This is a genomic window from Quadrisphaera sp. DVD1 (genome assembly GCF_058932755.1).
This window is the reverse complement of sequence record NZ_JBZYWI010000046.1, coordinates 1-21,076: the sequence shown is the minus strand read 5'-3', so window position 1 is coordinate 21,076 and position 21,076 is coordinate 1. Positions and strand designations below refer to the sequence as shown.

Sequence of the window (21,076 nt, the reverse complement as noted above, 5' to 3'; positions counted from 1 at the left end):
CGACGCTGTAGGGCCCGGAGGCCCTGGTGGCCGAGGCGCTGGCCGGCGCGGACGGGCTCGAGCCGGCCTGCCGGGCGGCCCTGCTGGCCACCGAGGCGGTGCACCGGGCGGCGACGGCGCAGCCCGGCAGCGCCGCGCTGGCCGCCCGGGCCCGCGAGCTGGCACCCCCGGTCGGCGTCGACCCCGCCACCCGGGTGCGCCTGGACGTCGCCGCGTTCGCCGCCACGTGGGACCCGAGCACCATCACCGACCGCCTCGCGCTGGCGGAGGCCCTCGCAGCGCGCTGCACCACCGACGCCGACCGGGCCACCAGCCTGCACCTGCTGCGCGTGGCGCAGGTGGAGGCCGGGCGCCTGGCGGACAGCGAGCGCACGTCGCGCCGGTTCGCGGAGCTGGCCCGCCGGCGCGAGGACGACGACCTGCTCGTCATGCACGCCTGGTGGCAGGTGATGGGGCACCTGCTGCGCGGGGAGCACGCGGCGGCCCGCGCGCTGGCCCAGGAGTCCGCCGGGCTGGACCGGCTCACCGCGCGCGGCGCTGCGGTGCTGGCGGTGAGCCGGTCCAGCACCGAGGGCGTGATCGCCTGGCACGAGGGCCGGCTGGTGGACCTCGTCGCCGAGGCCGCGGGCCTGGCCACCGAGGTCGACGACGACTTCCGCCTCGTCGTGGCCCTCGGGCTCTCCCAGGGCGGGCGGGTCGAGCGGGCGCTGCCGCTGCTCGAGGACCTCCTCGCCGGCGCCGCGCGCTGGGAGCCGCCGCGCACCGGGCTGCGCACGGCGATGCTCACCCAGGCGCTGGTGGCGCTGGCCTGCGACCCGGGCGCCACGCGCGCGACCCTCGCCGCGGTGCGGGCGCTGGCCGAGCCGCTGGAGCCGGTGGTCGAGACGTGGGAGGACGGGCTGGTCATGGCCTGGCCCGGGATGCAGTGCCTGGGCCCCACGCGCTGGCACCGCGGCTCCGTGCGCGCGCTGCTCGGCCGGCCGGGAGCCACCGACGACCTGCGCCGGGCGGTGGCCGTGGCCGACGCCGCCCGCGCCCGCCCGCACGCCACCTGGGCGCGCGCCCTGCTCGAGCGCCTTCCCCCGCTGCAGACCGCCTTCCCGGAGGGACCACCATGACCACCTGGCCCGAGACGGCGTCCGCCTTCGCGCACGCCGCCGCGTGGTTCGCCGCCACGACCGCGACCGTGCCCGGCCACGAGGACGCCCCCGGCCTCGGCGAGTGGACCGTGCGCGACCTCGTCGGCCACACGAGCCGCTCGCTGACCACCGTGGAGCAGTACCTGCGCGCGGCGCCGGCGCCGGTGGAGGTCTCCTCCCCGGCGGAGTACTTCCGGCTGCTCGCGGAGGCCAGCCGGGCCCCCGGCGTCGCCCAGCGCGGACGGGACGCCGGCGCCGCCCTCGGCCCCGACCTGCCCGGCGCGGTCGCGGCGCTGGTCGACCGGGTCGTGCCGCAGGTGCGCTCGAGCTCGCCCGACGCCTTCGTGGGCACCCCGGCCGGCGGGATGCGCCTGGCCGACTACCTGCCGACCCGCACCTTCGAGCTGACCGTGCACACCAGCGACCTCGTCGTGGCCCTGGGCGGGACGCCCGTGCCACCTCGGGCCGCGGCGGCGTCCGCGCTGCACCTGGCCGCGGAGCTGGCGGCGGCGTCCGACGCGGCCGGCGAGGTGCTGCTGGCCCTGACCGGGCGCCGTCCCCTTCCGCCGGGGCTCACCGTCCTCTGACGGCGTGCCCCCCGGGGCCGGAGCGAGCGCTCAGCGGGCGGCGAGGACGGCGTCCGTGGTCGTGAGGGTGATCAGCGGCGCGTAGAGGCCCATCGCGACGAGGGCCCGGTCGTGGTCGGCCCGCGACGCCCCGGCGCAGGCGTCGGTGACCACCTGCACCGCCACGCCGGCGTCAGCCGCGGCCAGCGCGGTGGAGAGCACGCAGCAGTCCGTGGAGACCCCGGCCAGCACGAGCGCGTCGGCGCCGCCGGTGAGCGCCGCGAGGCCGTCCGCGGCGTCGTCCCACTTGCCGAAGCTCGTGCGGGTGACCACCGGCGCGTCCGGGGGCACGACGCCGTCGAGCAGCGCGTAGAGCGGCGCGGTCGGCGGCTGCAGCGCGAAGCCGAACTCGGCGTAGTACGGCACCCACGCGCCGTGCGGCTGCTCCGGGGCCACGAACCGGGTGGCCGCGGTGCGCCCGGGGAAGCCCGCGGCGAGGCGGCGCACCTGCGGCAGCGCCGCCTCCACCATCGGTGACCCCCACGGGCTGTCCGGGTCGGCGAAGACGTGCTGGACGTCGATCACCACCAGCCAGGGCGCGCTCACCGCTGCGGCGCCCGGCCCAGGGCCTCCTGCGCCCGCACGCGCGAGCGCCCGAGGAGCAGGTGCCCGACGAGGCCCACGAGCAGCGCCACGAGCACCCCGAGGTTGGCGTAGGCCCACGGGCCCTCGCGCCCGCCGAGGCCCACCGGCCCGAGCAGGTAGCCCTGCCAGTCCAGCCAGCCCGCAGCGGCGTTGGTGACCAGGCCCCAGCCCAGCAGCGTGCCGACGACGAGCAGCGCCACGGCCGGCACCGACACCGACCCGTACCGCCCGCGGGGGTCGAAGAGGTCAGCGTCGGCGTAGTCGGTGCGGCGCAGCAGCAGGTCGGCGATCGCCACCCCGGCCCAGGCCGCGATCGGCACGCCGAGGGTGATGAGGAAGCCCTGGAACTGGGGCAGGAAGGAGTCGGCGACGAAGACCACGAGGATCGTGCCGATGACCATGAGCGTGCCGTCGATGCACGCGGCGACCCAGCGGGGGGCGCGCAGGCCGAGGCTGAGCAGCGCCAGGCCCGAGGAGTAGACGTCGAGCACGGCGCCGCCGACCAGCGAGAGCACCGCGACGATCGCGAACGGCACGAGGAACCACACCGGCAGCACGGTGGTCAGCGCACCGATGGGGTCGAGGGCGATGGCGCCGGACAGGTCGGGGTCGGAGCCGGCCAGCAGCAGGCCGAAGACCACGAGCACGACCGGGGCGGCGGCCCCGCCGAACGTCGTCCAGCCCACGACGCCGGCGCTGGAGGCGCGGCGCGGCAGGTAGCGGGAGTAGTCGCCGGCCGCGTTGACCCAGCCCAAGCCGAAGCCGGTCATCATGAGCACCAGCGCGCCGAGCACCGCCTGCGTCGAGCCCGAGGGCAGCGCCGAGACGGCGCCCCAGCTGATCTCGTCGCGCACGAGCACCACGTAGACCACGGTGAGGACGCCGGTGACCACGGTGATCAGCGTCTGCAGCCGCATGATCGCGTCGAAGCCGAGGACGCCGGCGCCGACGACGAGCAGCGCGACCACGAGCAGCGCCACGACGGAGGTCAGCGTGCCGCCGCCCCAGCCGAGCTCGCGGAAGACCGTGGCGGTGGCCAGGGTGGCCGTCGACGCCAGCGCCGTCTCCCAGCCGACGGTGAGGATCCAGGACACGGCCGCCGGAGCGGCGTTGCCGCGCACCCCGAACGCGGCCCGGCTGACCGTCATGGTCGGCGCGGAGGCGCGCTTGCCGCCCAGGGCGATGACGCCGCAGAGCAGGAAGGAGAAGACCGTGCCGACCACGGCGGCGAAGGTCGCCTGCCAGAAGGAGATGCCGAAGCCGAGCACGAAGGAGCCGTAGCTGACGCCGAGGACGGAGATGTTCGCGGCGAACCACGGCCAGAACAGGCTGCGGGGGGCGCCCTTGCGCTCGCCCTCGGCGATGACGTTGATGCCGTTGAGCTCGATCCCGCTCAGGGGGGCGCTCGGGGTGGGCGACGCGGAGGCAGCGGGCGAGGAGGGCGCGGAGGGCGCGGTCATGGGTGCTCGACCTCGATGGTCACGGGGGTCAGGAGAGCTGGAGCCTAGGGGAGCCGGCGCCCCGGCAGGGCCGTCCGCGAGCGCGCGGCGCGGCGGGTCACCGGGACGGAGGAGGTCGCGCGCCGTCGGTGCCGTGCGCCACGCTGCAGCCATGGACTCCTCCCCGAGCACCCGATTCGTCCTCGTCCCCGGCTTCTGGCTCGGCGCCTGGGCCTGGGAGCGGGTCAGCCCGCACCTGCGCGCCGCGGGCTGCGACGTGCGCGAGCTGACCCTGCCCGGCCTGGAGGGGCCCGACGCGCCGCGGGCGGGCGTGACCTTCGAGGACCACGTGCGCGCCGTCGTCGACGCCCTCTCCGAGGACGACCGCCCGGCCGTGCTCGTCGGGCACAGCGGTGCGGGGCCGGTCGTGCACGCCGCCACCGACCGCGCCCCGGAGCGGGTGCGCCGCGTGGTCTACGTCGACACCGGCCCGATGCCCGAGGGCGCCGCGGTGATGCCCCACCTCGACCCCGCGATGGCCGAGCTGCCCCTGCCGAGCGACGAGGACCTGGAGGCCGGCGGCAACAGCCTGTCCGGGCTCGACGCTGCCGAGCGCGCGGCGTTCCGCGCCCGCGCCGTGCCCCAGCCGGTCGGGCCGGCCCGCGAGCCCGTGCGCCTCAGCGGAGACCCCGCCCTGCTCGCGGTGCCGGTCACCGTGATCAGCTCCTCGATGAGCGGGGACGACGTCCGCGAGCTCGTGGCCGCCGGCAACCCGTACTTCGCCGAGCTGGGGCGCCTGGACGCGACCATCGTCGACCTCCCGACCGGGCACTGGCCGATGTTCTCGCGCCCGGCCGACCTCGCGGCCGAGCTCCTGCGCGCGGCGGGCAGCTAGCGGACACTGGCCGCGTGGGCGCCGCGCTCGCGCACCTCGCGGCCGCGTGCGCCTGCGCGGGCTTCCCGTGGTGCGTGCGCGTCGTCGTCCACCCGCAGCTGGCCACCGTGGGCCACGCCGACCGGGGCCCGTCACAGGCCCGGAACGCGCGCCTCGAGGGCGTCGGGGTCGCCCGCGAAGGAGCCGGCCCGCAGCAGCAGCTCGCCGGCGGGCGGCACGAGCCGGCGCCGCCGGGCGTCCCAGCGCGAGAGCGGGCGCAGCGAGACGGGGACGTCGACGCCCGCGCTCCGGCCGGCGGGCACGAGCACCGACGCGAAGCCGACGAGCACCTCTCGCGGCCGGTCGTCGGTGGGCCGGGCCAGCGACCCGTAGACCTGGACGACGTGCCGCCCGTCGCGCGCGCCGGTGTTCGTGACGTCCAGGTGGACGGTCACCGTGCCGCCGGAGCGCTCCGCGAGCAGGCCCGACAGCGCGAAGGACGTGTAGGACAGCCCGAACCCGAGGGGGTGGGCGGCCGGGACGCCGAGCCGGTCGAGCAGGCGCTGGCCGAACCACTGGTCGTACACCGCCGTGGTGGCCTCGCGGTCGAAGGCGGGCAGGTGCTCGGCGGAGGCGGGGAGGGCGAACGGCAGCCGCCCGGCCGGCTCGGCCCGCCCCAGCAGGACGTCGGCGAGCGCCGCCCCGCCCTCCATGCCGGCGTACCAGGCGAGCACCAGGGCGGGCACCTGCTCGCGCCAGGCCTCCACGAGCACCGCTCCGGCGGTCACCACGACGACGACCGTGCGCGGGTTCGCCGCGGCGACGGCGGTGATGAGGGCGTCGTCCTCGGGGCGCAGGCGCAGGTCGGCGCGGTCGCCGCCCTCGGACTGGCTGCCGACCAGGCTCACGCCCCTCTCCTGCGAGGCGGCCCCGGCGGTCATCCGCTCCAGCACCGCGCGCGACTCCTCGTCCGGCGCCGGCGGGTACAGGGCCACGAGCTCCGGCGCCCCGAACGCCGCGTTGGAGACGTACTCCCCCTCGTCGGCCGCGGTGTAGCCGACGACCACCACCGCCACGTCGGCGCCGGCCGCGGCCGCCGCGGCGGCCGCGGGGTCCTCCTCGGTCACGTGCTCCACGTCGGCGCCGGGCAGCGCAGCGCGCAGGCCCGCCAGGGCCGTGACGACCTCGGGCGCCCGGACGTCGGAGGAGCCCTGGTCGCCGGTGTTCGCGACGTCGGCCAGGCGCCCGAGCACGGCCACCGAGCCCAGCGCCGCGGCGTCCAGCGGCAGCAGCGGTGCGCCGTCGACGTCCTCGTTGCGCAGGAGCACCACGGCGCGGGCGGCGACCTCGCGGGCCAGGGCCCGGTGCTCGGCGCAGGCGACGACGTCGAGGGCGGGCGCGTGCTCGGCCACCGCGGCGAGCGAGCGCAGCTGCGTGGACAGGACGCGCAGGCCGGCCCGCTCGACGTGGTGCCAGCCCACCCGGCCCGTCTCCAGGTCGGCGCGCAGGTGCTGGCCGCGCTGCTGGCGGAACGGCTCCTCCACGTCCAGGCCCGCGACGAGGGACGCCCCCGCGTCGCGCAGCCCCCAGATGAAGTCCGAGACCGTGACGCCGGTGAAGCCCCAGTCGCGGCGCAGCACGCCCTCGAGGAGCGCCTCGTTCTGCCCGGCCCACTCGCCGTTCACCGAGTTGTAGGAGGTCATGACCGCTGCGACGCCCTCCTCGACGACGCGGTGGAAGTGCGCGAGGTAGACCTCGTGCAGGCTCTCCTCGTCGCAGGTGACGTCGACGGTGAACCGGGCGTTCTCCATCGAGTTGAGGGCGTAGTGCTTGGCGCAGGCCATGACGTGGCGCTGGGTGCCGCGCACCAGCGCCGCGCCCATCTCGCCGAGCAGCAGCGGGTCCTCGCCATAGGTCTCCTGCGCGCGCCCCCAGGCCGGGTGGCGGGGCAGGTTGATGCAGACGCCGCCGAAGAAGTTCGCCCCCTGGGCGCGCAGCTCTCGGCCGATCGCGTCGCCGACGCGCTCCTCGAGCGACGGGTCCCAGGTGGCCCCGCGCGCCATGGAGACCGGGAAGGCGGTCGAGCGGCCCATCACCACCCCGCGCGGGCCGTCGCTGAAGCGCAGGCCCGGGACGCCCAGGCGCTCGACCGATCCGTGGACGTAGGGGCGGAGGTTGTACCCCTCGGTGACCATCTCCGTGAACCCCGGCCAGAACTCCTCGTCCCCGTCGAGCAGGCCGAGCCGCTCGTCCTCGGTGAGCTGGGCGTAGAGGCCCCGCGCCTCCTGGACCGGGTCGGCGCCGGAGCGGACCGCGGCCAGCGCGGCCGCGAAGGGGCTCGGGGCCGGGTCGGCGTCCACGGGGGCCTGGCGGGGGGAGGTGCTCATCGATCGACTCCTTCGTCGGTGCGGGGCAGCGACAGGATGGCGCCCGGCCTGCGGCGGCGGCGAGCGGGCGGGCACCCGTCCGGGGAGGGCGGGCCCGGGGCCGCCCCCGGCGTCGAACGTGTGTTTGAACTACAGGGGTGGAACCTCTACGCTGTCATCCGACCTGGAGCCCGCGGCGACCGCGGGCCGGCAGCGAGGAGCGGCAGTGGCGCGAACGAGTGGGCGGACGCCGGCGAGCGTCACCGAGCTTCCGGCCGAGGCCGCGGGTGACGGGCTGACCGCTCGCCAGCGGGGCGTGCTGGAGACGATCCGCTCAGCGGTGGAGTCGCGCGGCTACCCGCCGAGCATGCGCGAGATCGGCGAGGCCGTGGGGCTGACCAGCCCCTCCAGCGTCGCCCACCAGCTGGCCGCCCTCGAGCGCAAGGGCTTCCTGCGCCGCGACCCCAACCGCCCCCGCGCGATCGAGGTCGTCGACCGTGGCGAGCGCACCGCGCCGGTGGCCGCTGCCGCGCCCGCCGCGGCGGTCGAGGAGCAGTCGGAGACCGCGCTGGTGCCCGTGCTGGGGCGGATCGCCGCCGGTGGCCCGATCCTCGCCGAGCAGGCCGTCGAGGACGTCTTCGCCCTCCCGCGCCAGCTGGTCGGCGACGGCGAGCTCTTCCTGCTCAAGGTCGTCGGCGACTCGATGGTCGACGCCGCCATCCGCGACGGCGACTGGGTCGTCGTGCGGCAGCAGCCGGTGGCCGAGAACGGCGAGATCGTCGCGGCCATGCTCGAGGGCGAGGCGACGGTGAAGACGCTCCAGCGCCGCGACGGCCACGTGTGGCTGATGCCGCACAACGCGGCGTACTCGCCCATCAACGGAGACGACGCCACCGTGCTCGGCAAGGTCGTCACCGTCCTGCGCAGCCTCTGAGGGCTGCGCAGGACGGCGGCGCCGAGCGGCTCAGCCGCCGAAGAGCCGGCCCAGCTGCTCGCGCAGGACGAGCGCCGACAGGGTGCCGAAGAGCAGCACCGACCACACCAGCACGCCGAGGCGGAACCCGCGCAGGCGCAGCTGCGGGGCCAGAGAGCGCCGGTTGACGAGGATCAGCAGGCCCGAGTAGATGAACATCATCAGCCCGCCCACGCAGGCGGAGATCACGAGCAGCACCAGCGGGGCGTCGAGGCCCAGGAGCAGGACCACGACGCCGATCCCGACGAGGCCCCACACGAGCCAGAAGTAGATCCGGCTCTCCGACGCCTGCTTGAGGTAGGCGGTCTTGAGCACGTCCGCGGCCAGGCGGCTGGTGTAGTCGGCGATGCCGGTCGCGGCGGCGAACAGCGAGAACGCGCCGATCACCCAGAAGAAGACGCCGAACCAGGGCCCGACCGTGTCCTGGAGGACCTGCCCCTCCACCTGCAGGAAGCTGATGTCGTTGGGCAGTCCCTCCCGCCCGAAGACCGTGGAGTACGCCAGCAGGGACGTGAAGGTGATCGACAGGAACGTGATGAGCACGAACGTCGTCAGCTGCTCGATGTTCGCGAAGCGCCACCACGTGCGCCAGCGGGCCATGTTCGACTCGTCCGGCTCGAACACGTAGCCCGTGCTGGGCACCGCTTCCGGCTGGCCGGTGACCGGGCTCTCGATCCGCGGCACGTAGGCGCCCATGCCGAAGCCCTTGTCCCGGATCCAGTTGGACTGCACGAGGTTCTGCCCGCCGCCGGCCCCGGCGAAGGCCAGCGCCCCCAGGAGGGTGGCGAACCCGAGCTCGGCCACGGGGACCCCGGCGCGGGTCACCACGTGCGGCAGGTCGCCCCACGCCGAGGCCGTGATCGCGGCGAAGGCGCCGATGACGAGCAGCAGGAGCACGGCCGCCACCTTGACCATCTCGAGGCGCTCGAGGGCGATGTAGACCACCGGGGCCAGGGTGAGGATCGCGCCGATGGCGAGCAGCATCCCGATGGCGATCCAGCGCGCCTCCCCGCCCCACAGGTAGGTGACCAGGGTCGCGGAGCTGGTCACCCAGCCGGGCCAGAGGTTCGCGAAGTAGGCCATGATCGCGAAGACCAGGCCCCAGTGCTTCCAGTAGCGGCTGAACCCGGTCAGCGCGGTCTCGCCCGTGGCCAGGGTGTAGCGCTCGATCTCCATGTTGAGGAAGTACTGGGTGGCCAGGCCGACCAGCGCGGCCCAGACGAAGACGAGCCCGACCTGCGAGGCGATGTAGGGGAAGAGGATGAACTCCCCGCTGGCCAGGCCGACGCCGGCGGCGATGACGCCGGGACCGATGGTCTTGAACCACGACGACGGCGGCGGGGGCAGCTCGCGCACCTTCGGCGCCTCGAGGTGCTTGGTCGGGAACGCGTCGACAGCCGAGGAGGAGCCCACTCGGAGCGCGCCATCTTCGTTGGTGGCCATGGGAAGGGGGTACTCCACCCGCGGCGCCGAGCACAACCCCCCCGCGCCGTGGTGGGGCCCGCGCCGCGGGCCCCACCACGGGCTCATCCCCGCGCGCCGCCGGCCAGCAGCCCCCGGTACCACAGGGCGCTGTCCTTGAGGATGCGCTCCTGGGTGTCGTAGTCGACGCGGACGACGCCGAAGCGGCGGTCGTAGCCGTAGCCCCACTCGAAGTTGTCGAGCAGGGACCACACGAAGTAGCCGCGCACGTCCACCCCCGCGTCGACGGCGTCGGCGACCGCCGCGATGTGGGTGCGCAGGTACTCGACGCGCTCGGCGTCGTGGACGCCGCCGTCGGGCGCCACCTCGTCGGCGAAGGCGGCGCCGTTCTCGGTGACGACCAGCGGGGTGCCGGGGTGGTCGCGGCCGAGGCGGACCAGCAGCTCGGTCATGCCGCTGGCGTCGATCGGCCAGCCCATCGCCGTGTACGGCCCGGGGAGGCGGACGAACTCCACGTCGTCGGCGGCGATCCACGGCGTGGCCGCCGAGGCGCCGTGCCCGTCCGCGCCGTCCTTGTCGCCCGTGCCGTCCCACCGCTTCACCAGCGCGGGGCTGTAGTAGTTGACGCCGAGGAAGTCGAGCGGCACCGCGATCGCCTCGGTGTCGCCGTCCTGGACGAAGGACCAGTCGGTGACCGAGGCGGTGTCGGCGAGCAGGTCGGCCGGGTACTCGCCCTTCAGCGCCGGGTCGAGGAAGGCGCGGTTGGCGAGGGCGTCGATCCGCCGCGCGGCGTCGACGTCCTCGGGCGACGGCGTCGCCGGGCGGACGAGGTGCACGTTGAGGGTCAGCGACAGCTGCGCGGACGGCGCCACCTCGCGCAGGACCCGGCCGGCGAGGCCGTGGCCGAGGTTGAGGTGGTGGACGGCGGCCAGCGCGGCCGCGGGCTCGGTGCGCCCGGGGGCGTGCACGCCCGAGGCGTACCCGAGGTAGGCCGAGCACCACGGCTCGTTGAGCGTGGTGAAGGTGTGCACGCGGTCCCCGAGGGCCTCGCCGACGACCCGGGCGTACTCCGCGAACCGCTCGGCCGTGGCGCGCACCGGCCAGCCGCCGGCCTCCTCGAGCTCGGCCGGCAGGTCCCAGTGGTAGAGCGTGGCCACCGGAGCGATGCCCGCCGCGAGGAGCTCGTCGACGAGGCGGGAGTAGAAGTCCAGGCCCGCCCGGTTCACCGGCCCGGAGCCGCCGGGCTGGATGCGCGGCCAGGACAGGGAGAACCGGTAGGCGTCGAGCCCGAGGTCCTTCATCAGCGCGACGTCGGCCGGCATCCGGTGGTAGTGGTCGGCGGCGACGTCCCCGGTGTCGCCGTTCAGCGTCTTCCCCGGGGTGTGGCTGTAGACGTCCCAGATCGAGGGGCCGCGCCCGTCCTCGGCGGCCGCTCCCTCCACCTGGTAGGCCGCCGTGGCGGCCCCCCACACGAAGCCCTCGGGGAAGCGGTCCCGGTCCACGTCCTGGCTCACTGCGCGCCCTCCAGCGTCTCGGCGCGGCGCCGGGTGACGACGCCGTCGGGAGCCATCCTGGCCGAGCGGCGTCCCCGGCGGGAGGGCGGGTGGGAGCGCGTCCACGCGCCCGTGCGTGCTCGCCGGCCGCGCGCCCCCTACCGTGGCGCCATGGGCACCCTCATCGTCGGCTACGTGCCGACCGCCCAGGGCGACGCCGCCCTGGCCACCGGCATCGAGGAGGCGCGCCGCCGCGGTCACCGCCTGCTCGTGGTGAACACCGCGCGCGGCGGCGAGGTCTCCGGGCCCCTCGTCGTGCAGGGCGAGGCGCGCTCGCGCCTGGACGCCGTCCTGGCCGCCAGCGGCCTGGAGCACGAGGTGCGCCAGCCGCTGCGCGGGCGGGAGCCGGCGGAGGAGATCGCAGACGCGGCCGACGAGACGGGGGCGGACCTCGTCGTCATCGGCATGCGCCACCGCAGCCCCGTGGGCAAGCTCATCCTCGGGTCGGTCGCCCAGCAGATCCTGCTGGAGGTCTCCTGCCCGGTCCTGGCGGTCAAGGCCTCCTACGACCGGCGCTGAGCCGACCGGCGCTGAGCCGGCCGGCCGTGCTCAGCCGACGGTCACCGTGAGCCCGGCCCCGGCGAGGGCCTTGGTGAAGGGGCAGATCTGCCGCGCCTGCTCCACGACCCGCTCGGCCACGTCGCCGGGCAGCCCCGAGACGACCAGCGCGAAGCCCGAGGTGTAGCCGGCCTCCTCGTCGCTGGAGAGGGTCACGCGCCCCTGCACCTGCGCGCCCGAGGCGTCGACGTCCTGGCTGCTGGCGGCGATGCCGACGGCCTGCTGCAGGCAGGCGGCGATCGCCGCGGCCATGAGGTGCTCGGGGGTGGTGGTGCCGTCGTGCTCCTCCCCCGCGAGCTGCGTCCTCGCCTCCAGCACGCCGTCCTCGGTGCTCACCGAGCCCGGGACGGCCGTGGCCACTGCCTCGTGCACGTTCTGCGTCTGCGCCATGGGCGGGCCCTACCCCGGCGCCCGCGGCGCACACCCGCAGCGGTCAGGGGCTGGCGGCCAGGAAGAGGAACGCGGCGAGGAGCACCAGGTGCACCCCGCCCTGCAGGCGCGTGGCCCGCCCCGGGACGACGGTGAGCACGCCCACGACGACCGTGAGGGCGAACAGCACGAGCTGGGTGGAGCCGAGGCCCAGGACGAGCGGGCCGTCGAGCCACAGCGAGGCCACGGCGATGACCGGGATGGTCAGGCCGATGCTCGCCATCGCCGAGCCGAGCGCCAGGTTCAGGCTGATCTGGGTCCGCCCCCGGCGCGCGGCGTTGGCGGCCGCGAGCGTCTCCGGAGCCAGCACGAGCAGGGCGATCACCACGCCGACGAACGACTGCGGGAACCCCAGGGCCGCGACGCCGGACTCGATCGCCGGCGACTCCACCTTCGCCAGGCCGACCACGGCGACCAGCGCGACGAGCAGCAGCGCGAGGCTGGTCGCGGCGGCGCGGGTGGTGGGCGGGCTGGCGTGCACCTCCTCGGCGAGGACGTCGCCGTCGCTGTCGACGGGCAGGAAGAAGTCGCGGTGGCGCACCGTCTGGGTGACCACGAACATCGCGTACAGCGCGAGGGAGGCCACGGCGGCGAAGGCGAGCTGCGCGGGGGAGAACTCCGGGCCCGGCCGGGCGGTGGTGAACGTCGGCAGCACCAGGGTCAGCGTGGCCAGCGTGGCCACCGTGGCCAGGGCCGCCCCGGTCCCCTCGGCGTTGAACGCGGTCGTCCCCGAGCGCCCGGCGCCGAGGAACAGCGACAGCCCGAGGATGCCGTTGCAGGTGATCATCACGGCCGCGAAGACCGTGTCGCGCGCCAGCGTCGAGGCGTCGGGGCCGCCGGCCGTCATGAGCGTGACGATGAGCGCCACCTCGATGACGGTGACCGCCACCGCCAGCACGAGCGAGCCGTAGGGCTCGCCCACCCGGTGGGCCACCACCTCGGCGTGGTGGACGGCCGTCAGCACCGCGGCGGCGAGGACCACAGCGACCACCCCGACGAGGACCGCCCCCAGGTCGCGCCCCCACACCAGCACCAGCACCACCAGTGCCAGCACCGGTGCGGCGGTCGTCCACGGGAGGCGAGCGGAGCGCGGGGGATCGGCCATGGGCCCAGTCTCCCAGGGGTCGGCGCGGGCGCCGGGGACACGACGGCGATGATCGGCCGGTGGCCTCCTCCTCCCCCGCGGCGCAGCCGCTGCACCGCCGCGTCGTCGTCTCCGGCCTGGGCGCCGTCGGCGGCTCCCTGCTGGCCCTGCTGCGCGACCGCGCCGACGACCTGCGCACCCGCCACGGCCTCGTGCTGACCGTCGTGGGCGCGGTGGACTCCGGTGGCGCCGCGGTGGCGCCCGGCGGCCTGGACCCGGCGGCCGTGCTCGCGCACAAGGGCGCCGGCTCGTCCGTGGCGCTGCTGCCCGGTGCGGGCCGCCCGGGCCTCGGCGTGCCCGGCGTCCTCGACGAGCTCGGCGACGGCGTCGACGTGCTCGTCGAGGCCGGCCCCGGTGACCTCGCCGACGGCGGCGCCGGCCTGGTGGCGGTGCTGGAGGCGCGCTCCCGCGGCCTCGACGTGGTGCTGGCGAACAAGGCCCCGCTGGTCCTGGCGTGGGAGGCCGTGACCTCCCCCGGCACAGGCGGTGTCCGCTACAGCGCCTGCGTGGGCGGCGCGGTGCCCACGGTGGACGCCGGCCGGCGGCTGCTGGCGTCGGCGACGGCGCTGCGCGTCGAGGCGGCCCTCAACAGCACCTGCAACCTCGTGCTGCGGCTGGTCGAGGACGGCGCGAGCGTCGCCGACGCGGTGGCCGAGGCGCAGCGGCGCGGGGTCGCCGAGCCGGACCCGTCCACGGACGTCGACGGCTGGGACGCCGCGGTCAAGCTCGTGCTCATCGCCAGCGCGGTCCTCGGCCGGCCGACCGCGCTGGGCGACGTCGAGGTCACCGGCATCCGCGACGTCGCCCCGGCCGACCTGCTCGCCGCCCGCGAGCGCGGCGAGGCCGTCGTCCTGCTGGCCCTGGCCGAGCGCGACGGCGCCCGCGAGGACTGGCGGCTGTCGGTGCGGCCCACGGCGCTGCCGCGCACGCACCCCCTGGCGCGGATGGAGCCCGAGGAGCAGGGCGTGGTCTTCACCACCGACGTCGCCGGGCGCCTGGCGGTGACCGGCTTCGCCCCGGACGCCGTCCCGACCGCGGCCGCGGTGCTGCGCGACCTCGTCGACCTGGCCGGGAGCCCGGCCCCGGGCCGGACCTCGGTGCCCGGGGACGGGTGAGCCTCAGAGCTCGGGTGCGCAGGGCCCGCGCCCGAGCTGCGCGAGCCCGGTGAGGTCGCCGGCCGCGAAGTCGACCAGCCCCGGGCGGGTCTCGGGGTACATCAGCTGGCCCGGGTCGTCGACGTGGTCGAGGCCGACGAGGTGCCCCAGCTCGTGCTGGACGACGGCGCGCACGACGTCGGCGCCGCCGGGGCGGCCCAGGGCCTCGGCCAGCTGCGGCCCGTCCAGCTGCACCTGGCCCGTGACGTAGACGAGGGGTCCGTCGCCGACCGAGACGGCGGCGCTGCCGGCCATCCCGGCGACGTCGGCCGCGAGGTCCGGCTCCTCCTCGGGCGTGACCCAGGCGATGAGCACCGGGGCCCAGCGGTCGCCGTAGACGTCGGGCTGGAAGGCCGCACGCTCGTCGGAGGGCGCCTCGGCGGTGGGGCCGTCGTCGACGAAGACCAGGCCGGTGGCGGCCGACACGCGCGCCACCGCCTCGGCGACCAGGCGCGCGCCGTCCTCGGGCGCTCCCTGGGGGCGCACGACGTAGTGCACGGGCCGGCAGGGGTCGTAGCCGACGACGGGCTGGGCGCCGCGGCCGGCGGTGAGCAGGCGGTAGGCGTCGCTCGTGGTCAGCGGGGCGGCCGGCTCGCCGAGCGGCTCCTCCGACGCCTCCTGCCCGGGCGTGGGGTGGTCCACCCCGGCGCCGTCGGCGGAGGGCGCGGCGAGGCGGGCGAGCACGCCGCCCTCGCGGAGCGGGACCGCGCCGGTGACCATCGCCCACACCGCCGCGCCGCCGAGGGCGAGCACGAGCGCGGTGGACGCCGTGCGCAGCCAGCGGCGCGGGGCGGGCGGCCGGTGGGGGTGGTCCGGGCCGAGGGAGGAGGGACCGCCCTGGCGCCAGGGCACGGCGTGGCGCGGCGTCCGGCCCTCGACCTCGTCGAGCACCCACTGCGGCACCCGGCCGGTGGCCGAGCTCGGCAGGCCGTCGGGTGCGCTCGCCCCCGCGCGGGCGCCGGGGTCTTCGGGCACGCGTCCTCCTGCCGTCGTCGGTCCTCCCCGACATCGGCGCGCGGCGGCTGGTCTTGACCTCCGCGGCGGCGCCAGACTGGCGGCCATGCGGGAGATCACCTCCGAGGCCGAGCTGCGCGAGCTGCTGGGGGCTCCGGCGCCGGCAGCGGTCGCGAAGGAGCGCCGGCGCCTGACCGACCTGGACCGCCAGTGGCTGGCGGCCTCCCCGTTCTGCCTGGTGGCCACCAGCGCCGCGGACGGCACCTGCGACGTCTCCCCCAAGGGCGACCCGCCCGGCTCGACCCTGGTCCTCGACGACGCGACGATCGCCCTGCCGGAGCGGCCCGGCAACCGGCGCGCCGACGGCTTCCGCAACATCCTCGCCAACCCGCACGTCGGCCTGGTCTTCGTCGTGCCCGGGCGCGGCGACACGCTGCGGGTCAACGGCCGCGCCCGCCTCGTGCGCGACGCCCCCTTCTTCGAGCAGATGGTGGTGGAGGGCCACCGGCCGCTGCTGGCCCTGCTGGTCGAGGTCGAGGAGGTCTTCCACCACTGCTCCAAGGCGTTCCTGCGCTCGGACCTGTGGCGGCCGGAGACCTGGGCGCCGGACGCCGTCCCCTCCCGCGCGCGGATCGCCCGGGCGCTCGAGCGGCCCGAGACCCCCCTCGAGGAGCTCGAGCGCTACTACGGCCCGTCCTACGCCGACGGGCTCTACCGCACCCCCTGACGGCACACTGGGGCGATGAGCACGCACGCCGGCCCCGCGACCGGATCGACGACCTCCGCTGAGCCCGTCCGCGATCCCGGGCACACGCGCGCCGAGCAGGCCGTGCAGCTGGTGAGCGAGGGCCTCGTGGACGGCGTCGAGCTCGTGACGATCCTCGACGCCTCCGGGGCGGTGCTCGAGGAGCACGTGCCGCTGAACCAGCACGCCAAGGTCTGCGGCTGCTGAACCGCCGCTGAGCCGCCCTCAGCGGCGGGTCAGCGCACGGGTCAGCGCACGGGTCAGCGCGCGGCGGAGAGCCGGCGCAGCGCCCCCAGCACGACCTCGCGGTCGCTCGTCGGCCACAGCGGCGGCAGGCTCGCGCGAAGGAACCCGGCGTAGCGGGCCGTGGCCAGGCGCGAGTCCAGCACCGCCACCACCCCGCGGTCCGACGTCGAGCGCACCAGGCGCCCGGCGCCCTGCGCCAGCAGCAGCGCCGCGTGCGTGGCCGAGACCGCGAGGAAGCCGTTCCCGCCGGCGCGCGCGGCCGCCTCGGCCCGGGCGGAGGCCAGCGGGTCGTCCGGGCGGGGGAACGGGATGCGGTCGAGCACGACGAGCGAGCACGAGGGGCCGGGCACGTCCACGCCCTGCCACAGCGAGAGGGTGCCGAACAGGCAGGTGGCCTCGTCCGCGGCGAAGCGGCGCACGAGGGAGGCGATGGAGTCCTCCCCCTGGCACAGCACCGGCACGTCGAGGCGCTCGCGCATCGCCGCGGCGGCCGCCTCGGCGGCGCGCCGGGAGGAGAACAGCCCCAGCGTGCGGCCGCCGGCGGCCTCCACGAGCGCCGCGAGCTCGTCCATGACGACGGGCGCGGCGCCGTCGCGGCCCGGCGCCGGCAGGTGCGCGGCGGTGTAGAGGATCGCCTGGCGCGGGTAGTCGAAGGGGCTGCCGACGTCGAGGCCCTGCCAGGCCGGCGCCCCCGCACCGCGCAGCCCCACCGCGCCGGCCGCGGAGTCGAACGTGCCCCCGAGCGCGAGGGTGGCCGAGGTGAGCACCACGGTGCGCTCGCCGAAGAGCTTCTCGCGCAGCATCCCGGCCACGGTCAGGGGCGCCACGTGCAGCGTGCGGGTGGTGTGGCGCGAGGCGATCGGCCCGGACTCGGCGACCGACAGCCAGGCGACGTCCGGCCCCCGCGGCACGACCGCGGCGAGGCGCTCGGCCACGTCGAACACGTCGGTGACGGCGGCCTTGGCGACCTGCAGGCCACCGGCGTCCTCGGCGGAGGCGCCCGGCTCGGGCTTGAGGTCGGAGAGCACCTCGCGGGCGGCGTCGCGCACGGCGACGACCGCCGCGGCCACGCCCTCGGGCAGCCCCGCGGTGAACCGGCCGGCCTCCACGCCCTCCAGCAGGGCGCCGAGGTCCTCCCCCGCGGCGTCCAGGCGGGCGGTGTCGGCCTTCGCCTGGCGGCGCGCGGCGCTGGCCGCGGCGGTCACCGACGGGCCGGACAGGGCGCCGGAGACGACCGAGGTGACCCGGTCGGCGAGCTCGTGGGCCTCGTCGACGACCACGACGTCGTGCTCGGGCAGGATCGCGCGGTCCTCGAAGGCGTCGATCGCCAGCAGCGCGTGGTTGGTCACCACGAGGTCGACCTCCTTCGAGCGCGCCCGGGAGGCCTCGACGAAGCAGTCCGCGCCCATCGGGCAGCGGGTGGCGCCCAGGCACTCGCGAGCGCTGACGGAGACCTGGCGCCAGGCGCGGTCGCTCACCCCGGGGTCGAGCTCGTCGCGGTCGCCGGTCTCGGTCTCAGCGGCCCACTCGTGCAGGCGCGCGACCTCGCGCCCCAGCCAGCTCACCGGCGAGGGGGCGGCACCCGCGGGGCCCGCCTGTCCCTCCGCCCCGCCGAAGAGGGTGTCGCCCGGGTCGTCGGGGAACCCGCCGCCGAGCTTCTGCTTGCAGACGTAGTTGGAGCGGCCCTTGACGATCTCGAAGGTCGGACGCCGGCCCAGCAGCGGCTCCAGCGCCCCCGCCAGGCGCGGGAGGTCGCGCTCGACGACCTGGGCCTGCAGCGCGAGGGTCGCCGTGGAGACCACCGCGGTGGTGCCGGTGCTCATCGCGTGCTCGACCAGCGGCACGAGGTAGCCCAGCGACTTGCCGGTGCCGGTGCCGGCCTGGACCAGCAGGTGCTCGCCGCTCTCGACGGCGCTCGCCACGGCTGCGGCCATCTGCTCCTGCCCCGGCCGCGACGACCCGCCGAGGGCCGCCACCGCGGCGCCGAGCAGGGTCTGCACCCGCGCTCCGTCGGTCTCGGCAGGAGGGGCGGACGCGGTGGTGGGTGGCACCCGTCCACGGTACGGCGTGGGACCGACGGCCCGGGTCGTCTCGGACGCACGGGCCGGCGTCCTGGCCCCGACCGGTGCGAAGAGGGACCAATCCCTCCCCCACCCGGCAGCGAACACCCTGCGACCGCACCCGCGGCAGCGACGAGGCCGTCGCACCGTCCTACAGGGAGTTGCCCACCATGAAGATCCTCCGCACCGCGATGGTCGGCGGTGGCGCGCTCGCGCTCACCCTCGCCTGCGCCACCAGCGCCTCCGCCGCCGAGAGCTACCAGGTCGACCTGGGCGCGCTGAACAACTCCGGTGCCACCGGCACGGCCGTCCTCACCCTCGACGGCAACGACCTCACCGTGAAGATCGACTCCAAGGGCCTGGTGCCGGGTGCGCCGCACGCCCAGCACCTGCACGGCTCGACCGACCTGGCGATGGACTTCCACTGCCCGACGATGGCCGCGGACAAGGACGGCAGCGGCATCGTCACCACCGCCGAGGGCCTGCCCGACTACGGCGACATCAACATCTCCCTCACCACCTCCGGTGACACCAGCGCCAAGAGCGGGCTGGCCGTCGACCGGTTCCCCACCGCTGACGCCTCGGGCAACCTGGCCTACGAGCGCACCATCGAGATCAGCGACGCGGCCGTCGCGGCGATCACCAACCTCCACGTCGTCCAGCACGGCATCGACGTCAACGGCAACGGCACCTACGACACCGACGCCGGGCCCTCCGAGCTCGACCCGACGCTGCCCCAGGAGGCCACCGCTCCGGCCGACTGCGGGATGATCATGGGCTCCAACGTCTCCACCATGCCGATGGGCGGCGTGCAGACCGACGGCGGCGACACCACCGGTGTCGACTCCGCGGCCCTCGTCGGCGGCACCAGCGCCCTCGTGGCCGCCGCTGCCGGTGGCCTCTTCCTGGCCCGTCGCCGCTCGGCTCGCACCGAGAGCTGATGGCTCCCTCCTTCCCCGCTTCCCGAGGCGGCCGCCTGCTGGCGGCCGCCTCGGTGGCAGCGGGCGTGACCGGCGTGATCCTCCTGACCTCGGGCCTGACGGGCGGCGAGGCGCCGCCCGCACCGCCGGCGGCGGCCGCCCGTCCCTCGGCGCAGGCGCCCAGCCAGGAGCCGTCCGGCCCGGCGCCGTCCGCGGCGTCCTCGCCGTCCTCGCCGTCCTCGGTCCCCGAGGCGGTGCCCGAGCAGGTGCCGCAGGACGTCCTCCCCGCCTCGGCACCCACCCGCGTGCGCGTGCCCGCCCTCGGCGTCGACACCGCGCTGGTCACCCTCGGCCTGGAGGCCTCCGGGGCGATGCAGGTGCCCGACGGCGGCAGCGACGTCGGCTGGTACGACCAGAGCCCCACCCCCGGCCAGGTCGGCCCGACCGTGCTGGCCGGCCACGTCTCGTGGGACGGCGAGCCGGGCGTCTTCTTCGACCTCGGCGAGCTGGCGCCGGGCGAGCTCGTCGACGTCACCCGCACCGACGGGGCCACGGTCACCTACCGGGTCACCGGCGTCGAGCAGTACCCCAAGGACGCCTTCCCGACGCTGGAGGTCTACGGCAACACCCCCGGCCCGGAGCTGCGCCTCATCACCTGCGGCGGCAGCTTCGACGACGCCTCGGGCCACCACCGCGACAACGTCGTCGTCTACGCCGAGATGGTGGGCACGACGCCCGCGTGAGTCAGGCGGTGACCCGGCGCAGGCCCTCGACGAGGTCCTCGGTGGCGCTGGCCAGGCTGACGCGCACCCAGCCCTCCCCCGACGGCCCGAACGCGGTGCCTGGCGCGAGCGCCACGCCGCGCTCGACCACCATGCGCTCCGCCCAGGCGGCGACGTCCCCGCCCGACCACGGCCGCACGTCCACCCACAGGTAGAAGGCGCCCTGCGGCGGCAGGTACGCCACCCCCGCGGCGTCGAGCAGCGTCGTGGCCGCGTCGCGGCGCGCGGCGTAGCTGGCCGACATGGCCGCGACGGCGTCCTGCGGCCCGGTCAGCGCCGCGAGCGCCGCCAGCTGCGCGGGCTCGTTGACGCAGGAGACGACGGCCTCCTGCACCGCGCAGGCCCGCGCCGCGAGCTCAGGGGGCGCGACGAGGTGCCCGACGCGCACGCCGGTCATCGCGTAGGTCTTCGAGAAGCTGTGCAGCCCCACCACGCGTCCGGCGGTGTCGAAGCGGCGCGCGCTGACGTGCTCCGCGCCGGGGAAGACCAGCGCCTCGTAGCACTCGTCGGAGAGCAGCCACAGGTCGTGCGCGTCGGCCAGGCGCACCAGCGCCTCGACGTCCCGCGCGGGCAGCACCGAGCCCAGCGGGTTGGAGGGGGTGTTGACGACGATCGCCCGGGTCCGCTCGGTGACCAGCGACGCCACGGCGTCGGGGTCCGGGCGGAACCCCCGCTCGGGGGCCAGCGGGTAGCCCACCGGCACCGCGCCCAGCAGCCGCACGGCCATGACGAAGTTCGGCCACCCCGGGTCGGGCAGGAGCACCTCGTCGCCCGGGCCGAGCACCATCGACAGGGCCAGGTGCAGCGCCTGCATGCCGCCGGCGGTGACGACGACCTGCTCCGGCGCGGTGGCCACGCCCTGGCGGGCGGCGAGGTCGGCGGCGAGGGCCGCGCGCAGCTCGGGCAGGCCCCCGTTGGGGGTGTAGTGCGTGCGGCCCTCGGCGTACCCGCGCTGGGCCGCGGCGACCACGTGCGCGGGCGGGGCGAAGCTCGGCTCGCCCACGTGCAGCTCGATCACCGGGTGCGGCTGGGCGCGGGCGAGGTCGAAGACGCGGCGGATGCCGGAGGGCGGCGTGCGCAGGGCACCGGGGCTCAGCGAGGGCACCC

The 21,076-nt window shown here is 76.4% G+C and carries 20 protein-coding genes; 10 read left to right on the top strand and 10 right to left on the bottom strand.

The genetic code is table 11. The features are described from left to right. The first annotated feature begins 26 nt into the window (after positions 1-26). Together AC5FZL_RS07455 and AC5FZL_RS07450 are read left to right on the top strand one after the other, a co-directional pair. Positions 27-1,118 (top strand): hypothetical protein, encoded by a 1,092-nt coding sequence (locus AC5FZL_RS07455; RefSeq protein WP_493617936.1) that lies wholly within the window; start codon positions 27-29, stop codon positions 1,116-1,118. After that, the gene (locus AC5FZL_RS07450; RefSeq protein WP_493617935.1) at positions 1,115-1,726 is read left to right on the top strand and encodes a maleylpyruvate isomerase N-terminal domain-containing protein; all 612 of its coding nucleotides are present in this window, start codon (positions 1,115-1,117) and stop codon (positions 1,724-1,726) included. The genes AC5FZL_RS07455 and AC5FZL_RS07450 overlap by 4 nt, the downstream gene beginning before the upstream one ends. A 30-nt stretch (positions 1,727-1,756) precedes the next feature. Here the strand turns inward: AC5FZL_RS07450 and AC5FZL_RS07445 are convergent, their stop codons facing one another. Together AC5FZL_RS07445 and AC5FZL_RS07440 are read right to left on the bottom strand one after the other, a co-directional pair. Continuing rightward, positions 1,757-2,311, bottom strand: coding sequence for a cysteine hydrolase family protein (locus tag AC5FZL_RS07445; RefSeq protein ID WP_493617934.1), 555 nt, complete (start codon positions 2,309-2,311; stop codon positions 1,757-1,759). Continuing rightward, positions 2,308-3,810: a purine-cytosine permease family protein gene (locus AC5FZL_RS07440; RefSeq protein WP_493617933.1), complete on the bottom strand. Its 1,503-nt coding sequence runs from the start codon at positions 3,808-3,810 to the stop codon at positions 2,308-2,310. The genes AC5FZL_RS07445 and AC5FZL_RS07440 overlap by 4 nt, the downstream gene beginning before the upstream one ends. A gap of 151 nt (positions 3,811-3,961) precedes the next feature. Between AC5FZL_RS07440 and AC5FZL_RS07435 the strand changes: the two genes are divergently transcribed. Further along, positions 3,962-4,684 (top strand): alpha/beta fold hydrolase, encoded by a 723-nt coding sequence (locus tag AC5FZL_RS07435; RefSeq protein WP_493617932.1) that lies wholly within the window; start codon positions 3,962-3,964, stop codon positions 4,682-4,684. 131 nt (positions 4,685-4,815) lie between these two features. Here the strand turns inward: AC5FZL_RS07435 and AC5FZL_RS07430 are convergent, their stop codons facing one another. Then, positions 4,816-7,050 carry a beta-glucosidase family protein gene (locus AC5FZL_RS07430; RefSeq protein WP_493617931.1) on the bottom strand — a complete coding sequence of 745 codons (2,235 nt, stop codon included), beginning with the start codon at positions 7,048-7,050 and terminating at the stop codon, positions 4,816-4,818. A gap of 205 nt (positions 7,051-7,255) precedes the next feature. Here AC5FZL_RS07430 and lexA point away from each other — a divergent pair, with 205 nt between their 5' ends. Then, complete coding sequence (gene lexA, locus AC5FZL_RS07425) at positions 7,256-7,963, top strand: transcriptional repressor LexA (RefSeq protein WP_493617930.1); 708 nt, start codon at positions 7,256-7,258, stop codon at positions 7,961-7,963. A gap of 30 nt (positions 7,964-7,993) precedes the next feature. Here the strand turns inward: lexA and AC5FZL_RS07420 are convergent, their stop codons facing one another. Together AC5FZL_RS07420 and AC5FZL_RS07415 are read right to left on the bottom strand one after the other, a co-directional pair. Then, the gene (locus AC5FZL_RS07420; RefSeq protein ID WP_493617929.1) at positions 7,994-9,445 is read right to left on the bottom strand and encodes an Nramp family divalent metal transporter; all 1,452 of its coding nucleotides are present in this window, start codon (positions 9,443-9,445) and stop codon (positions 7,994-7,996) included. 83 nt (positions 9,446-9,528) lie between these two features. Then, positions 9,529-10,938, bottom strand: a complete 1,410-nt coding sequence (locus tag AC5FZL_RS07415) for a GH1 family beta-glucosidase (RefSeq protein ID WP_493617928.1) — start codon at positions 10,936-10,938, stop codon at positions 9,529-9,531. 150 nt (positions 10,939-11,088) lie between these two features. Between AC5FZL_RS07415 and AC5FZL_RS07410 the strand changes: the two genes are divergently transcribed. Then, positions 11,089-11,496 (top strand): universal stress protein, encoded by a 408-nt coding sequence (locus AC5FZL_RS07410; RefSeq protein WP_493617927.1) that lies wholly within the window; start codon positions 11,089-11,091, stop codon positions 11,494-11,496. Positions 11,497-11,526: 30 nt separating this feature from the next. Here the strand turns inward: AC5FZL_RS07410 and AC5FZL_RS07405 are convergent, their stop codons facing one another. Further along, entirely contained in the window at positions 11,527-11,925 is a 399-nt protein-coding gene (locus AC5FZL_RS07405) for an OsmC family protein (protein WP_493617926.1), read from the bottom strand. A gap of 43 nt (positions 11,926-11,968) precedes the next feature. Continuing rightward, positions 11,969-13,069, bottom strand: coding sequence for a calcium:cation antiporter (locus AC5FZL_RS07400; protein WP_493617925.1), 1,101 nt, complete (start codon positions 13,067-13,069; stop codon positions 11,969-11,971). A gap of 59 nt (positions 13,070-13,128) precedes the next feature. Here AC5FZL_RS07400 and AC5FZL_RS07395 point away from each other — a divergent pair, with 59 nt between their 5' ends. Then, a complete protein-coding gene (locus AC5FZL_RS07395) occupies positions 13,129-14,223 on the top strand; it encodes a homoserine dehydrogenase (protein WP_493617924.1) in 1,095 nt (364 codons plus the stop codon). A 3-nt stretch (positions 14,224-14,226) separates the two neighbouring features. On the opposite strand, the gene AC5FZL_RS07390 is transcribed toward AC5FZL_RS07395, so the two are convergent. Further along, complete coding sequence (locus tag AC5FZL_RS07390) at positions 14,227-15,237, bottom strand: matrixin family metalloprotease (RefSeq protein ID WP_493617923.1); 1,011 nt, start codon at positions 15,235-15,237, stop codon at positions 14,227-14,229. Positions 15,238-15,322: 85 nt separating this feature from the next. On the opposite strand from AC5FZL_RS07390, the gene AC5FZL_RS07385 reads away from it, so the two are divergent. Together AC5FZL_RS07385 and AC5FZL_RS07380 are read left to right on the top strand one after the other, a co-directional pair. After that, positions 15,323-15,943 (top strand): pyridoxamine 5'-phosphate oxidase family protein, encoded by a 621-nt coding sequence (locus tag AC5FZL_RS07385; protein ID WP_493617922.1) that lies wholly within the window; start codon positions 15,323-15,325, stop codon positions 15,941-15,943. 15 nt (positions 15,944-15,958) lie between these two features. Further along, positions 15,959-16,168, top strand: a complete 210-nt coding sequence (locus AC5FZL_RS07380; RefSeq protein ID WP_493617921.1) for a hypothetical protein — start codon at positions 15,959-15,961, stop codon at positions 16,166-16,168. A gap of 53 nt (positions 16,169-16,221) precedes the next feature. Here the strand turns inward: AC5FZL_RS07380 and AC5FZL_RS07375 are convergent, their stop codons facing one another. Next, complete coding sequence (locus AC5FZL_RS07375; RefSeq protein WP_493617920.1) at positions 16,222-18,258, bottom strand: ATP-dependent DNA helicase; 2,037 nt, start codon at positions 18,256-18,258, stop codon at positions 16,222-16,224. A gap of 179 nt (positions 18,259-18,437) precedes the next feature. Here AC5FZL_RS07375 and AC5FZL_RS07370 point away from each other — a divergent pair, with 179 nt between their 5' ends. Both AC5FZL_RS07370 and AC5FZL_RS07365 read left to right on the top strand, forming a co-directional pair. Continuing rightward, positions 18,438-19,208, top strand: coding sequence for a hypothetical protein (locus AC5FZL_RS07370; RefSeq protein WP_493617919.1), 771 nt, complete (start codon positions 18,438-18,440; stop codon positions 19,206-19,208). Continuing rightward, on the top strand, positions 19,208-19,930 hold the full coding sequence (locus AC5FZL_RS07365) for a class F sortase (RefSeq protein WP_493617918.1): 723 nt from the start codon (positions 19,208-19,210) through the stop codon (positions 19,928-19,930). Before AC5FZL_RS07370 ends, AC5FZL_RS07365 begins: the two co-directional genes overlap by 1 nt. 1 nt (position 19,931) lies before the next feature. On the opposite strand, the gene AC5FZL_RS07360 is transcribed toward AC5FZL_RS07365, so the two are convergent. Then, a partial coding sequence (locus tag AC5FZL_RS07360; RefSeq protein WP_493617917.1) for a pyridoxal phosphate-dependent aminotransferase occupies positions 19,932-21,076 on the bottom strand: 1,145 nt, incomplete at its 5' end.